Raw genomic sequence first — 13,902 nt, 5'->3', positions numbered from 1 at the left:
GCGGCGTGGCCGTTCAACATGCTATAGACGGCAAACGAGGGCAAACAGCGGCGAGTCCGATCTAGCCGGCAGCGAGTCCGATCTAGCGAATTGCAGCGGGACCGGCAAGCGCGGCGTGGGTCAGCGCGGCGGCGTCGGGCGGCACGCTCGCATCGCCGAGCAGACGTTCCACCGGCACGCCGAAGGCTCGCGCTAGCTTGTCGAGCGTGACGATCGACGCGATCGCGGAACCCCGTTCGATCTCGCCGACATACGAGCGGTTGAGCCCGGCATATTCGGCCAGTTGCTCCTGCGACCAGCCGGACGCCTCGCGCAGGCGCCGCACCGCGGCGCCGAATTCCCGCACGAGCAGACCACTCATCGCGGCGCTCCGGCAGCCACGGCGTGCGCCACGCTACGTACCGAGGACGGCGTGAGTTCGTGGACCACGGCCGGACTCGTGCCTTCGTTGCGCGACACGGCCTGCGTGACATGCGAACCCGCCGCAACGTCCTGCGTGAGCCACACATTGCCGCCGATCACCGAGCCCCGGCCGAGCGTGACGCGGCCGAGAATCGTTGCGCCTGCATAGATCACGACGTCGTCCTCGACAATCGGATGGCGCGCGTGGCCTTTCTCCAGATGCCCTTGCGCGTCGCGTGGAAAATGCTTCGCGCCCAGCGTGACAGCCTGATAGACGCGCACCCGTTCGCCGATGACAGCCGTCTCGCCGATCACCACGCCGGTCCCGTGATCGATGAAGAAACCCGCGCCGATCCGCGCGCCCGGATGAATGTCGATGCCGGTCTGCGCATGCGCGTGTTCGGCCACGATGCGCGCCAGCAACGGTAGCCCGAGGCCATAGAGCTCATGCGCGAGCCGATGATGGATCATCGCCAGCACGCCGGGATAGCACAGCAGCACCTCGTCGACGCTGCCCGCGGCGGGGTCGCCGTGAAAGGCCGCCAGCACGTCGCTGTCGAGCAGGCCGCGGATCGCCGGCAGACGCGCCGCGAATGCGCGCACCACGATGCCGGCCTGCGCCTCGATCACCGCCGCGGGCGGCGGGTCGTGGCGGCTGCGGTAATGCAGCTCCAGCCGCGCCTGGCTCAACAGCCCATGCAGCGCGGCGTCGAGCGCGTGACCCACGTAGAAGTTCTCGCTCTCCTGACGCAGATCGGGCGGCCCGAGCCGCATCGGAAACAGCACGCCCTTGAGCGTATCGACGATTTGCGCGAGCGCTTCACGCCCCGGCAATTCGCGCCCGCCCGGTTCGAGCGAACGCTTCTGCACTTCACGCCATTGCTGGCGGACCGTCTGCAACGCGAGAACGATCTCGTCGACATCAAACACAGCCATAGCGATGACTCCCCGTAAAGTGCGACGTGGATCTCAAGGACGCTTCAGTCCTGAATCCACGGCAGCCCGTGAAAGCGCCAACCGTTGCTGGCGCCGCGCCGTTGCGCGTCGTCCAGCTCCCCTTCGAATCCTTCCAGTACATTGAAGACCTGCGTGAAGCCGGCCTTCGCCGCTGCTTCAGCGGCCTGCGCCGAGCGGTTGCCGCTGCGGCACAGCAACAGCACCAGCGCGTCCTTGCCGGTCTTCGCTTCCAGCTCGCGCACGAAGCGCGGATTGCGCGTCAGGCTCGTGCCGGTCGCCCAGGCCACGTGCACGCTGTCCGGCACGAGGCCGACGAATTTGCGTTCCTCGCCGCTGCGCACGTCGACCAGCACCGCGTCGCCGGCCTGTACCAGCGCCCACGCGTCCTGCGGCGACAGACCGCCGGCGTAGGGCAAACCCGCTTCGGCGGCACGGGAACGGGCGCTGTCGAGCAGCGCGTGGCTGGTTCGTTCTGCGAGTTCAAGCGTCATGACGTCTCCTTCGATATCGCGCGATTCATTACGCGCTGGTTCGAGCCGGCGGCGAAATCAACCGCCTATAGCCATCAGGAGACACTATGCGAGAGAGCCGGCCGCCGCCGAACCAATTTATTGTGATTTCCAAAGAAGCATCGGTTTGGTCGCTGCGGCCTAGTCGGTCGACGCCGTTGTCGATTTCGCTGTCGATTTCGCTGTCGATTTCGCTGTCGATGTCGCTGTCGATGTCGCTACCGACGCGGACGCGGCCCGCTTCGCGCTGAAATTCCAGCGCAACGCACTCGCCGTATCGACCGGCGCGGGCAGCAGACCCGCGCGATAGAACGTATCGGCGATCTTCTGCTGCTCGCCGAAATTCTGGGGTTCCACCGCGCGTACGGCATAGCTGCGGCGTGCGTTAGCGCGCTCGATGGTGGCCGCGTCGAGCCCCCAGATCGGCGCGAGCAGCTGCGCCGCGTCGGCCGGGTGCGCGCGCACCCAGTCGCCCGTCGCCGTCAGTTGCGCGAACACCGTACCGATCACGTCCGGATGCGCCGCCGCAAAGCTCGTGGACGCCAGGTAGTAGCGTTGATACGACGCGAGCCCTTCGCCGTTCGCGAGGATGCGCACGTCCGGCGCTTTGTCCACCGACGCGACATACGGGTCCCAGGTGATCCAGGCGTCCACGCTGCCGCGCTCGAACGCGGCACGTCCGTCGGCGGGAGTCAGATAGCTGATGCGCACGTCCGCCGGCGTGAGGCCGCCTTTGGCGAGCGCGGCGAGCAGCAGATAGTGGCTGCCCGCGGCTTTGGTCACGGCGATACGCTGGCCTTTCAGATCCGCCAGCGTATGCAGCGGCCCGTCGCGTTTCACGATGATGGCCTGCGCCCCGGGCGACGGCGCTTCCTGCGCGACATACACGAAGCTGGCATGCGCGGCCTGGGCAAACACCGGCACCGTATCGGCCACGTCGGCGCTGAAGTCGACCGCGTCGGCGTTGAGCGCTTCGGTCAACGGCAAGCCGCTGGCGAACTCGTTCCACGTGATGGTCACGCCGAGCGGCGCCAACGCCTGTTCGAGCGAGCCGCGCGCTTTGAGGATGGTGATGAGCGTGGAGGACTTCTGGTAGCCGATGCGCAGTTTTACCGGCGCCGGCACGGGTTTGGCGGTCTGCGCGTGCGCCGCGCTGATATTCAGGCTCAGGCCCAGGCTTGCGCTCACGCTCACGGCCAACAGGGAGCTCAACGTCGCGCGGGCGAGCGAACGATAGAGAGAACGAAAGAGCGAACGAAAAATGGAGAGGGTCACGGCCTGAATGTCCAGTCAATCAATACGACGAAGCTCCGATCCTAACAACGCCGGATCGCCGGGATAAACGAGCGTTTTAGCTATGCTTAGCAGGTACCCGGATAACGGCGAGAGTCGCTGCCGACGTCGATCTCCCGTCGCGGTTCGAGATATTCATATGGCGTTTCGTTGTTTGTTCATTGCGTTCGCCGTGCTTATGTTTACGCGTTGCCACGACCTCCCTCGCCCAGCATGACGACCCTTCCGCAGCAGCATCTCGACGCGCACATTCCTTCGTCGCACGCCGACGGCGACCGTGACGCCGCCTTGCAGGCACGTTTCGCCGACGTTTTCCAACGCATCGCGGTGGGTGCCGTGGCGCGTGAACAGAAGCGCGAACTCGCCCACGAAGCGGTGCAATGGTTGCGCGAAGCCGGCTTCCCCGCGCTGCGCGTGCCGCAGCGTTATGGCGGTGGCGGCGTCACGCTGCCGCAATTTTTCCGCCTGCTGATCGGTCTCGGCGAAGCCGATTCGAATCTGCCGCAAATTCTGCGGCTCAATGTCGGCTTCATCGAAAACCTTCTCGAAGGGGATGACGAGGCGACCCGCGAGCGCTGGCTCACGCGCGTGGCGAATGGCGAACTGGTTGGCGCGGCACTGTCGGAACGCACCGCGTCGACGCACAATTCCGTCACCCTCACCCGCGATCCGCACGACCCACGCCTCTGGCGCCTGAACGGCGAGAAGTACTACAGCACCGGCTCCCTGTACGCGGACTGGATCAACGTCAACGCGCACGACGGCGAACACGACGTCAACCTGATGGTGCGCGGCGACGCGCCCGGCGTGAACCGTATCGACGACTGGGATGGCTTCGGCCAACGCCTCACGGCGAGCGGCACGACGCGTTTCGATAACGTCGAAGTCACGGAAGAACAGATCCTGCTGCGCCATCGTTTATCGGAGCCGCAGCACGACACGTTCCAGATCGCGTTCTATCAGAACGTGCATCTCGCGACGCTGGCCGGCATTGCCCGTGCCGCGCTGCGCGATGCCACGGCGTTCGCGCGGGCGCATACCCGCACGTTCGGCGTGCCCGGCAAATCGAGTCCGCGCGACAACCCGCTGGTGCAACGTGTGATCGGCCGGCTGGCAAGCTTGAGTTATGCAGCGGACAGCCTGGTCAATGCGCTCGCGCAGAGTCTGGAGCGCGTGTCACAGGCACGCGCGGCTGGCCGCGCGACTGAAGCCACCTACATCGCGCTCGATATCGAAGCCTACCAGGCGCAACAGATCGTGATCGCGCAGGTGCTCGAGGCGACCACGCTGCTGTTCGAAGTGGGTGGCGCGTCGGCAACCAGCGAGCGATTGCGGCTCGATCGTCATTGGCGCAATGCCCGCGTGATCTCGTCGCATAACCCGGCGATTCAGCGCGAGCAGGCCATCGGCGCGTTTCATCTGAACGGCACGTCGCCCAGCGAACGCTTCAGCCTGGCGCATGGAAAGGACGCGAAGCCGGCCACCGTACAGGCGGGCTCAGTGAAGTTTTCCATCACGCGTCCCGACGGCGTCGCGCTCGGCGCGCAAGTGAGCGGACTGGATGCCGCACGCGAGCTCGACGCGCAACATATCCTCGCCCTCAAGCAAGGACTGCTCGACCATCGCATTCTGGTGTTTCGCGGCCAGCAACTGGACGACACACAATACCGCCGCCTTGCCGGCTATTTCGGCTCCATCTACACACCGCCGCGTAATGCGCCGGTGCTCGGTTCGGATGCGGCCGGCGCGGTGCCGGACATCGTCGTGGTATCGAACGTCGACGACGGCCTGCTCGGCAATCACGATCTGCCCGCGCATTCCGATCACCACTGGACGCCCGAGCCTTCGTCCGGCTCGCTGCTCTATGCGCTCGAAGTGCCGGAGCAAGGCGGCGACACGAGCTGGTACGACCTGGTCGCCGCGTACGAGGCACTCGATGAAGCCACCCGCGCACGGATCGACGGTCTGAAGCTGATCACCTATAACCCGTTCCTGCGCCGCAAGTTTCCGCTCGACGGCGGCGCTCCGCTCTACCGCACGCCGAATATCACGCCGCTGGAACCGTGGGTTGCGCATCCGCTGGTACGCACGCATCCGCAAAGCGGCAAGCGGCTGTTGTACCTGGGCCTGCGCACCGAAGTCGAAATCGTCGATTACGATCCGGTCGCGGGCGCCGCGCTGATCGAAAAGTTGCGCGCGCATCTGAGTTCGCCGCGGTTCTTTTACACGCACAAGTGGCAGGCCGGCGATATCGTCTACTGGGACAATCAGGCGACGTTGCATGCGCGCACGGAGTTCGAGCCGTCGCAGCGGCGGGTGCTCAAGCGCATCAGTCTGGCGGGCAGCCGGCCGTTCTGAGGAGGGGGGCCGGACGAAAGTCCGGCGCGACGAGCGTCGAGCCACGCCATTGCTTCAAGCTCAAACAAAAGCGGCCACGTGAGAACATCACGTGACCGCTTTTTGCATCGCGCTTACTCTTCCCTCCTACTCCGCCGCCGGAATCCACCCCGCCGTAGCCGCATCGCTCGAACGGAATGCTGGGAATTTCTCGCCCAGTTCGGCAATCGTCCGGATGTTGTTCTTCACCAGATCGTCGCGCGTGATCAGGGTCGGCTTGACGACGATCCGATGCGCGGGCGCCTGCCCGGCCAGCAACAAGGCGGCGGCGCGCACAGACACCGCGCCGACCACCGCCGAATTGGTCGCCGCCGTCGCCACCCAGGCGCTGTTCGGCGCGCGAATCGCTTCGATGTCGGAGGTCGAGATATCGGCGCTGTAAATGCGCAATTTTGACGACAGGTTCGCTTCGTCCGCCGCGAGCTTCGCGCCGCGCGCGAATTCGTCGTAAGGCGCGAACACCACGCGAATGTCAGGATGCGCGCGATACGCGGCAGCCGCCTGATTCGCCACCGATTGCGCGATCGGGTTGTCCACGGTGCCCCAACGCGCCTTTTCCTGCACCTTCGGGTGAGCCGCCTTGAAGTCGCGCCACACCGCATCGCGCCGGTCGAGCGGCGCGAAACCGGCCACGTAGACATAGCCTGCGGCAAAGCCGTCGCCATTGTCCTTGACGGCCTGATCGAGCAACAGCGAAGCCAGATCGCGATCGCTCTGTTCGATCTGCGGCACCTTCGGGTTGCCGAGATCGACGTCGAATGCGACGACCTTGATGCCCTTGTCCAACGCGCGCTGCACGACGTCCTTGAGCGACTCCGGCAAGCCATGATTCACGATGATCGCCGAGACACCCAGGCTGATCGCCTGCTGGATCTGCTCGCGCTGTTCGGCGGCATCCTGACGGCCTTCGTAGATGCGCAGATCGATGCCGAGCGCTTTCGCCTGCTTCTGCGCACCGGCTTCATAGGCCTGGAAGAAATCGCCGGTCGACAGATAGTTGACGAGCGCAACCTTCACGCCGCCTTTGTCGAACGGCGCGGGCGCGCCCTTGAGCGGCGCGGCCTGGGCGATGACGCTAACAGCAGTATTGGCCACCAGCGCCGCGGCCAGAACAGCGAGCGTCGCCGATTTGAGTTTCACATCCAGCTTGCGACGAAACAACGATCTCATCGATGATCTCCAACCTGTTGGTGAGTGACGTTCCAGATAAACCGGCAGGCGCTAGCCGGCATGCGCGGGCGTTCGCACGCGATACGCCGCGCCCGGATGCGGTTCGGCGAGCCGTGGCCCCTTGCCATGCAGCTTTTCGCGCAGCGAGCCGCTGGCGTAGTCGGTTTTGTAGACGCCGCGCCGTTGCAGTTCCGGCACGACCAGATCGACGAAGTCGCTAAAGCTCTCGTGCGTCAGTGCATAGGCGAGATTGAAACCGTCCACGTCGGTCTCCTCGACCCACGACTGCAATTCGTCGGCGATCTCTTGCGGGCTGCCCACCGAGAGCGGCCCGAGCCCGCCTATGCCGCCCCACTTCGCGATCTCGCGCACGGTCCAGACGCGTGTCGGGTCCGCGCTGGAGAGCGCCTCCACGGCAGACTGCACCGCATTGCTCTCGACATGGCGCAGCGGTTCATCGAGGTCATACTTCGACAGATCGATACCGGTCCAGCCGGACATCAGTGCGAGCGCGCCTTCGTCACTGGTATAGCAGCGATAGTCCGCGTGTTTCGCATGCGCCTGCGCCGAAGTCTTGCCGGTGATCACCGTGTGCAGATTGAAAATCAGCACGTCGTGCGGATCGCGGCCGAACGACTTCACGCGCGCCCGGATATCGGCTACAAAGCTCTTCAGAATCGTGCGCGACGGCGCGGCGATAAAAATGCATTCGGCGTGCTGTGCGGCGAAATTCTTGCCGCGCTTCGATGCGCCGGCCTGATAAATCACCGGCGTACGCTGTGGCGACGGCTCGCAGAGATGGATGCCGGGCACGTTGAAAAACGGTCCCCGGTGATTGATCGGATGCACCTTCGACGGTTCGGTGAAGACCTGGCGCGCCGTATCGCGCACCACCGCATCGTCTTCCCACGAGGTTTCCCACAGCTTGTAGCAAACCTCGAGATAATCCTCGGCAAGCGCATAGCGATCGTCGTGATTCGCCTGCGCCGGCAAGCCGACATTACGCGCGGCGCTATCCAGATACGACGTCACGATATTCCAGCCGACCCGGCCGTTGGTCAGATGATCGAGCGTCGACATGCGGCGCGCGAACGGATACGGGTGCTCGTACGACAGCGAGCAGGTCACGCCGAAGCCGAGATGCGTGGTCACGTTCGCCATTGCCGAGACCAGCAGGATCGGATCGTTGACCGGCACTTGCGCCGCCTGGCGGAGCGCGGCGTCGCCGTTGCCGTTGAAGACGTCGTAAATACCCAGCACGTCGGCGAGAAACAGCCCGTCGAACTTGCCGCGTTCGAGCAGCTTCGCGAGATCGGTCCAATAGTCGAGTTGCCGGTAACGCCACGACATGTCGCGCGGATGCGCCCATAAGCCCGGCGACTGATGGCCCACGCAGTTCATGTCGAACGCGTTCAGGCGAATTTCTCTGGCCATGATGGTGTCTGTTTGAGAATGTGGCGTGGAAACCGCGTCAATTCCACGGGTGACGCGCCGGCTTGACGCCGTTCAGGTAGTAGTTGCCCACCAGGTGATATTTCCAGCGCACGGGGTCATGCAACGTGTGAACGCGGGCGTTACGCCAATGGCGATCGAGGTTATGTTCGGCGAGCGTCGATTGGGTGCCCGCCAGCTCGAACAGTTTTTCACCGGCCAGCAGCGCGACTTCCGTGGTCAGTACCTTGGCCTCGCCGACCGCGACCGAGGCGCGCGCCACGTCGTCCTCGCTCGTTTCAGCTTGCGCGGCGATCGCGTCGATCACGCGCGCGGCCCGTTCGAGCAACGCCTCGGCGGCATGCAGTTGAATATGCAGATGGCCGATCTCGCGCACGGTCAGCGGATCGTCGCTCGCGCGCTCGACCCCACTGTCGAGCCACGGCCGCGAGCGCGAACGCACGAAGCCGAGCGTGTCGTCGATCGCGGCTTTGGCGATGCCGGCGTCGATGGCGGCCTGGATGATCTGCGAAACCGGCCCGTTGAGGGTCGGAAACTCGGACACGCGGTGCGCCGGCAAGACATGCGAAGCCGGTACACGCACGTTTTCCAGCACCACCGTGCCGCTCGCCGTGGTGCGTTGACCGAAACCCGACCAGTCGTCGATCACGGTGAGGCCCGGCGTGCCCTTCGGAATGTAGGCGAGCCAGCCTTTGCGTTCGGCGTCGAGTCCCAGCACCGGCACGAAGTCGGCGAACAGCGCGCCGGTCGAATAGAACTTGGTGCCCTGCACGACGTAATCGTCACCGTCGCGCGTCACGCTGGTTTTCAGGTCGAGCACGTTCTTCGTGCCCTTCTCCGAAAAACCGTTGCCAAAGCGCTTGCCGTTCAGCACCTGCGCGAAGAAATACTGTTTCTGCGCTTCCGAGCCGGTCAGCGCGATCACGTCGACCAGACCGAAATGATTCTGCGGCAACTGCCCGAGCGACGGATCGGCTGCCGCGACGATCTTCACGACCTCCGTCAACGTGACGAACGACACACCCGCGCCGCCATAGGCCTTCGGTACCGTGATCGCCCACAGCCCCGATTGCGAGAACCAGTCGATCTCTTCGTACGGCAAGCGGCGTTCGCTGTCGCGCGTGGCCGCGCCTGGCGCGAGGCGCGCGGCCAGTTCGTGCGCGACCGCGATGGCCTGCGCGTCGTCGACGATGATACGCACCGCCTGCCGGTTCACGTCGAGCGTGTTCGATGATGCCGCTTCGTCAACCTCTGCCATGGGAGTCTCCATATGAATGACCGTTCGCTCAATCTATCAGCGGGCGTCGCACGCGCAAACTGAACGATTCGGCAATCGATATTCCTTCGGATGGCAAACGATGGTTGCCGCGTGCGCAGCGCCATCTACCCACGCGAGTCGCCGCGCCGGCCGACGCTGAACGTGAACGCCAGCGCCAGCACCAGCAACACGCCCTTGATGAAATCCTGCATGTAGTACGGCGCGTTGAGCATGGTCAAGCCATTGAGCAACACGCCGACGAACACCGCGCCGACCACGGTGCCGAACACATTGGGCCGCTTTGCGCCCCACACCGCGTAGCCCATCAACGCGGCGGCAACCGCATCGAGCAGCAGCGAGTGCCCCGCGCTCACATCGCCGCGTCCGACGCGCGCGGCGATCAGCACGCCGCCCAGCGACGCGATTGCGCCCGAGGCGACATAGGCCGCGATCCGGTAGCGCGCGGTCGGCGCGCCGGCGAGTCGCGCCGCCGTTTCATTGCCGCCGATCGCATAGATCACGCGGCCCCAGCGGGTCGTTTCCATCGCGATGCAGGCCAGCACCGTGACGGCGACCAGAACCAGCACCGGCAGCGGCACCATGTCGAAAACACGCAGGCGGCCGAGCGCCAGAAACGCGTCGGAGAACAGGCCGCTCGCTTCCGTACCGTCGGGCAGCACGGTGCCGGTGGCGAGCGAGCGGCCGCCGGTCGGAATCAGTTGCAGACCGGCCAGCAGGAACAGCGTGCCGAGTGTCGCCAGTTGATCCGGCACGCGCAGGCGCGTGATCAGCAGGCCGTTGAACAGACCGGCCGCGACGCCGAGCGCCACGCATGCGGCGACCGCGCCGAGCGCGCTGCCATGCCAGACAATCAATACGTAGCTGGCCGCCATCTGCGCGGACGCGGCCACGCTGCCCACCGACAGATCGAAGCCGCCCGCGGCTAGCGTGATCGTCACGCCAATGCCGAGCAACGCGACGATCCACACTGCCTGCAGAATGCTGAGGAGGTTGTCGAGATTCAGAAACGCGGGTTCCTTGATGGCGAACACGGCGATCAGCAAGGCCAGCACGAGCAGGATGCCGGTGCGCTCCAACTGATCGCGCAAACCGCGTAAGCCACGCAATGCAGGACGGGCGTGTTGGGCGACCGAGGTCTCGCCGGCAACAGAAGGCGTGGCGGTTTTCATGACTGCCCTTCGGGACTCAGTTCGTGAGTGGGTAAACGTTCGAGCGTCGCGCGATCGAACCGGACGACGCGGTCGGCCACCTCCAGCGCTTCCTCGAGGTCGCTGACGAATACGAGCGTCGCGCGTTCCGGCGCGTGCCGCCGCAAGGTATCGACGATATCGGCGCGCGCGCCGGCATCGACGCCTTGAAACGGTTCGTCGAGCAGTAACAGCCGCGCGGGTTCGACATGCCAGCGGGCCAGCACGACTTTCTGCTGATTACCGCCCGATAACCGCGTCGGGCGATCGTCGGGACCGGTGCAGCGAATGCCGAAGGTTTCGATTGCTTCGCTTGCGGTAGCACGCTCCGCGGCTTCGCGAACCACGCCGCGCCGGAACCAGCGCGACAGGAACGGAAAACTGAGCGTGCCCGCAATCGACGCGAACGGCACGCTGTCGGGAAACAGCGAACTGCGCCAGCGATCCTCGCCCGCCAGAAAGACGCCGGCGCGAATCGCGTCGGCGGGAGAACGTGGACGCCAGGGTTTGCCGTCGAACGTCATTCGGCCGCCGCAACCATGGGCCGCGCCTAAGATCGTCCGTGCGAGCCGCGATTTGCCGCCGCCCACCGGCCCCGCGATCGCCACGATTTCGCCGCGCTGCAGGTCGAGGTCGAAAGGAACGCTGGTCGGCGTCAACTGAAGACCGCGCGCGCTGAAGCACGGTTCGAGCGACGCGGCCGGTTGTGTCGTTTGGGTGCGTGCGGACGGCAGCGGCCGGCCGATCATCGTCTCGACGGCAGCGTCGAAATCGATCGGTGCGCGCAGATCGGCGACAAGGCGCCCGTCGCGCACAATCGCCACACGGTCCGCCACGCGCCGCAAATCGCCGAGCCGATGCGACACCAGCAGGATCGCGACGCCCTCGTCGCGCAACGGCGCGAGCCGCGCGAACAGCCGGTCGGCTTCGGCAGCGGACAGGCTGGCGGTGGGCTCGTCGAGTATCAGCACTTTGGGACGCGACGCCAACGCGCGCGCCAGCGTCACGAGTTGCTGACTCGCGAGCGACAGCGAGTCGAGCGGCGCAGCCAGATCGACCGCCAGTCCAACGCGTTCGGCCAGCGGACGCGCCGCCTCGCGACGTGCCGCCGGCGGCACGCGCCATGGCGAGCCGGCATCGCACAAGCGGTCCAGCAGCAGGTTGTCCGCGATCGACAGCGACGGCACGACCGCGTCGGCAATCGACTGATGCACGGTGGCAATGCCGAGTTGCTTCGCCGCTTGTGGCGAAGCGGGTCGATACGCTTGCCCGGACAGCGTCAGCGTGCCGCCGTCCGGCGCGTACACGCCGCTGAGTATCTTGACGAGCGTCGATTTGCCCGCACCGTTGGCGCCCATCAGCGCGACGACCTCACCGGTGTGTATCGACAGATCGAGGTTCGACAACGCGAGCGTCGCGCCGAACTGCTTCGTGAGCCCGAAGGTCCTCAGAACCGGTTCGCCCGGCGCACGACGTGTGGCTTGCGGGCCACCGTTCGCGACACCGCCGTCGCATGCCTTTACTTCGATACCGTTATGATCCAACACGCCTGAGTTCATAAGACTCGTCACCCCGTGCTACGGTTGAAGGCTCAGATCGGCAAAATTGCCGCGCAAACCTTCGCCGGTCGGCGCATAGTCCCTCACCTTCTTCGACACGATGGTGATGTTGGGATTCGCACCGAACTCGATCGACGGAATGTCGTCATGCACCGCCTGCTGGAACTGGATGAAGAGTTGCTTGCGCTTTGCCTCGTCGGTTTCCACCGAAGCGGCTTCCAAGAGACGGTCGACCTCCAGGTTCGAGTAATGCGCGGCGTTGGAGAACGGCAAACCGATCTTGAAGTTCTTCGACCAGAACACCCGCTGTACGCCGACGGTCGGATCGAACGCGTTGGACAGCGCCTCCAGCGTGATATCGAAGGCGCGGTCGGTGTAGGCCTTCTTCACGTAGGTCGCAAAGTCGTAGCTCTGGATCTCGGCGTCGATGCCGATCCGCGCCAGCGACTGGCGCACGAAATCCGCCGCGCGCGGATCCTGGAACGGATTGAACAGCAGCCGCAGTTTGAAGCGTGTGCCGTCGGCGCCGCGCTTGAGACCGGCGGCGTCGAGTGCGGCATTCGCCTGCGCCAGGTCGTACGGAAAGTAATGAATGCCGGCGTCGTGATACTTCGTGTTGGCCGCGCCGATCGCCGCGGCCGATACCTGGCCATAGCCGTACCAGACCACCTTGTTCAACGCGTTGACGTCGACCGCCTGCGAAATCGCCTTGCGTACCGCCTTGTCTTTCAGAACCGGCGTGTCCAGGTTGAAGATCAGTTGCTGGTGATTGCTGACGTATGGCCAGTTGGTGGTGTCGACCGTGAAGTTCGGCAACGCGCTGAACCGCTTGACGTCCGCGAGAGGAATCGCCTGATCGGCGAGATCGGCCGCCCCCGATTCGAGCGCCGCGGCACGCGCCGCGCCGTCCGGCAGGAAGCGCACGACGATCTTGTCGACGTAGGGCTTGGGCTTGTCCCAGTAGTTCGGGTTGCGCTCCAGCAGAATGTAGTTGCCGCGCACGAACGACTTGAAGACGAACGGGCCGGTGCCGACCGGCGCGCTGTTGTACGGGCTCGACGCGATGTCGGTGCCCTCGTACAGATGCTTCGGGATGATCGGCGACTCGGAGCCCGACAGCGCGGTCAGCAGAAACGGTGCGGGCTTCGACAGTTCGATGATCGCGGTGTACGGGTCCGGCGTCTTCACGCCAGTTACGTTGGCGAACGTGCTGCGTCCGCGCGGATGCACCTGCTTGAGCGTCAGGATCGAAAACGCGACGTCGGCAGACGTAAAGGGCTTGCCGTCGTGCCATTTGACGCCTTGCCGCAACGTAAAGCGATATTGCAGACCGTCTTGACTGACCGACCATGCGGTGGCCAGCAGCGGTTTGGGATTCAGATCCTTGTCGTAGGTAAGCAGGCCTTCCACGACCTTCGGACCAATCTCCGCATTGCCGCCGGCGGTCGTGGTCAGCGGCACGATCGAAGCCGGCTCCGGCGCGACGATCCAGGTCAGGGTCCCGCCCTGGGCCGGCGCCGCTGAAGCGGACGCGATGCTGCCGGCGGTTAGCGCGGCGGTTAGCAGCGTCCCGGCGGCATAGCCGCGCAGCCTGTTTCGCAAGCTCATACGTATCCTGATCGTCATAAGAACTACGGATACTAAGGCGCTTCGAAAGGATCGAAAAACAAGCAAAAGTGATTAGCTATGCAGTGATC

The 13,902-nt window shown here is 65.0% G+C and carries 10 protein-coding genes and 2 pseudogenes; 2 read left to right on the top strand and 10 right to left on the bottom strand.

What is annotated here, in order from left to right:
- Positions 1-82: 82 nt before the first annotated feature.
- From BX591_RS08445 to BX591_RS08430, 4 genes and pseudogenes are all read right to left on the bottom strand, one after another.
- A complete protein-coding gene (locus BX591_RS08445; protein WP_111930194.1) occupies positions 83-361 on the bottom strand; it encodes a helix-turn-helix domain-containing protein in 279 nt (92 codons plus the stop codon).
- Positions 358-1,338: a serine O-acetyltransferase EpsC gene (gene epsC / locus BX591_RS08440; RefSeq protein ID WP_111930193.1), complete on the bottom strand. Its 981-nt coding sequence runs from the start codon at positions 1,336-1,338 to the stop codon at positions 358-360. Before epsC ends, BX591_RS08445 begins: the two co-directional genes overlap by 4 nt.
- A 44-nt stretch (positions 1,339-1,382) precedes the next feature.
- Complete coding sequence (locus BX591_RS08435) at positions 1,383-1,850, bottom strand: rhodanese-like domain-containing protein (protein WP_111930192.1); 468 nt, start codon at positions 1,848-1,850, stop codon at positions 1,383-1,385.
- 252 nt (positions 1,851-2,102) lie between these two features.
- A pseudogene (locus BX591_RS08430) lies at positions 2,103-3,044 on the bottom strand (aliphatic sulfonate ABC transporter substrate-binding protein); the annotation flags it as partial.
- 330 nt (positions 3,045-3,374) lie between these two features.
- On the opposite strand from BX591_RS08430, the pseudogene BX591_RS08425 reads away from it, so the two are divergent.
- Both BX591_RS08425 and BX591_RS08420 read left to right on the top strand, forming a co-directional pair.
- Positions 3,375-4,622, top strand: a pseudogene (locus BX591_RS08425) (acyl-CoA dehydrogenase family protein); the annotation flags it as partial.
- 39 nt (positions 4,623-4,661) lie between these two features.
- Positions 4,662-5,519, top strand: a complete 858-nt coding sequence (locus tag BX591_RS08420) for a TauD/TfdA dioxygenase family protein (protein ID WP_111930296.1) — start codon at positions 4,662-4,664, stop codon at positions 5,517-5,519.
- Positions 5,520-5,645: 126 nt separating this feature from the next.
- Here the strand turns inward: BX591_RS08420 and BX591_RS08415 are convergent, their stop codons facing one another.
- The 6 genes from BX591_RS08415 to BX591_RS08390 form a co-directional block, all read right to left on the bottom strand.
- On the bottom strand, positions 5,646-6,728 hold the full coding sequence (locus BX591_RS08415) for a substrate-binding domain-containing protein (RefSeq protein ID WP_111930191.1): 1,083 nt from the start codon (positions 6,726-6,728) through the stop codon (positions 5,646-5,648).
- A gap of 51 nt (positions 6,729-6,779) precedes the next feature.
- A complete protein-coding gene (locus BX591_RS08410; protein ID WP_111930190.1) occupies positions 6,780-8,162 on the bottom strand; it encodes an LLM class flavin-dependent oxidoreductase in 1,383 nt (460 codons plus the stop codon).
- A gap of 37 nt (positions 8,163-8,199) precedes the next feature.
- Complete coding sequence (locus BX591_RS08405; protein ID WP_111930189.1) at positions 8,200-9,438, bottom strand: SfnB family sulfur acquisition oxidoreductase; 1,239 nt, start codon at positions 9,436-9,438, stop codon at positions 8,200-8,202.
- A 125-nt stretch (positions 9,439-9,563) separates the two neighbouring features.
- Positions 9,564-10,628, bottom strand: coding sequence for an ABC transporter permease (locus BX591_RS08400; RefSeq protein WP_111930188.1), 1,065 nt, complete (start codon positions 10,626-10,628; stop codon positions 9,564-9,566).
- Positions 10,625-12,097: a sugar ABC transporter ATP-binding protein gene (locus tag BX591_RS08395; protein ID WP_244146886.1), complete on the bottom strand. Its 1,473-nt coding sequence runs from the start codon at positions 12,095-12,097 to the stop codon at positions 10,625-10,627. Before BX591_RS08395 ends, BX591_RS08400 begins: the two co-directional genes overlap by 4 nt.
- Positions 12,098-12,223: 126 nt before the next feature.
- Entirely contained in the window at positions 12,224-13,813 is a 1,590-nt protein-coding gene (locus BX591_RS08390; protein ID WP_111930186.1) for an ABC transporter substrate-binding protein, read from the bottom strand.
- Positions 13,814-13,902 lie beyond the last annotated feature (89 nt).

This window comes from Paraburkholderia bryophila, assembly GCF_003269035.1.
In the GTDB taxonomy this organism is placed as follows: domain Bacteria; phylum Pseudomonadota; class Gammaproteobacteria; order Burkholderiales; family Burkholderiaceae; genus Paraburkholderia; species Paraburkholderia bryophila.
This window is presented reverse-complemented; position numbering and strand designations above follow the sequence as displayed.

Coding starts and splice junctions, on each gene's coding strand:
- BX591_RS08390 (WP_111930186.1), bottom strand. CDS start 13,813: ATGAGCTTGCGAAACAGGCTGCGCGGCTATGCCGCCGGGACGCTGCTA.
- epsC (WP_111930193.1), bottom strand. CDS start 1,338: ATGGCTGTGTTTGATGTCGACGAGATCGTTCTCGCGTTGCAGACGGTC.
- BX591_RS08415 (WP_111930191.1), bottom strand. CDS start 6,728: ATGAGATCGTTGTTTCGTCGCAAGCTGGATGTGAAACTCAAATCGGCG.
- BX591_RS08445 (WP_111930194.1), bottom strand. CDS start 361: ATGAGTGGTCTGCTCGTGCGGGAATTCGGCGCCGCGGTGCGGCGCCTG.
- BX591_RS08410 (WP_111930190.1), bottom strand. CDS start 8,162: ATGGCCAGAGAAATTCGCCTGAACGCGTTCGACATGAACTGCGTGGGC.
- BX591_RS08435 (WP_111930192.1), bottom strand. CDS start 1,850: ATGACGCTTGAACTCGCAGAACGAACCAGCCACGCGCTGCTCGACAGC.
- BX591_RS08405 (WP_111930189.1), bottom strand. CDS start 9,438: ATGGCAGAGGTTGACGAAGCGGCATCATCGAACACGCTCGACGTGAAC.
- BX591_RS08400 (WP_111930188.1), bottom strand. CDS start 10,628: ATGAAAACCGCCACGCCTTCTGTTGCCGGCGAGACCTCGGTCGCCCAA.